1 protein-coding gene is annotated in these 510 nt (G+C 40.6%); it reads right to left on the minus strand.

Annotation, left to right across the window (positions count from 1 at the left end):
- A partial coding sequence (locus tag FFM62_RS10045; protein ID WP_503827243.1) for an aggregation-promoting factor C-terminal-like domain-containing protein occupies window positions 1-496 on the minus strand: 496 nt, incomplete at its 3' end.
- Between the last annotated feature and the right edge of the window lie 14 nt (window positions 497-510).

Below are 510 nucleotides of genomic sequence, written 5' to 3' on the forward strand. Positions count from 1 at the left end.
TATTACCTGTGATTTGACCTTTCAATTGAATATCTTGATTTTGTAACATTTTAATCTTAGGATAAGTAGCTCGAGCAACTTCGCCACTGTCTAATTGCACGACCATGTGAACATCTCCACTCAGATCAATGCCACTATTTGATTGGTTGACACTTTGTGCATGTGATCCATGTGGTACTTGAGCAATCATATTAGATTGTGAACCACTCTTAGCCGTATTAACGACTTGTGCTAACTTAGCTGCAAAACTATTAGGCTGCTTGTCTGCAGTCTCCTTAATTGAACCTAGAATGGTCTCATCGGCACTACGCCGATTTGGATTAATTACCCATTCATCTTCGCCATCTACTTCGCCGACTAAGCCAACACCATTAGTTCGGCCGCCATTAGCGTACCAATGATGGTTTTTCCAGAAAGCATAAGCATTTTTAATACCGCCATAACGTCCATTAACGTATGACTTCATCCACTTCAATTGCGTGATTGGGTTAGTCATGTAATCAGATCCAA

Source organism: Weissella thailandensis (assembly GCF_005405465.1).
GTDB lineage: Bacteria > Bacillota > Bacilli > Lactobacillales > Lactobacillaceae > Weissella > Weissella thailandensis.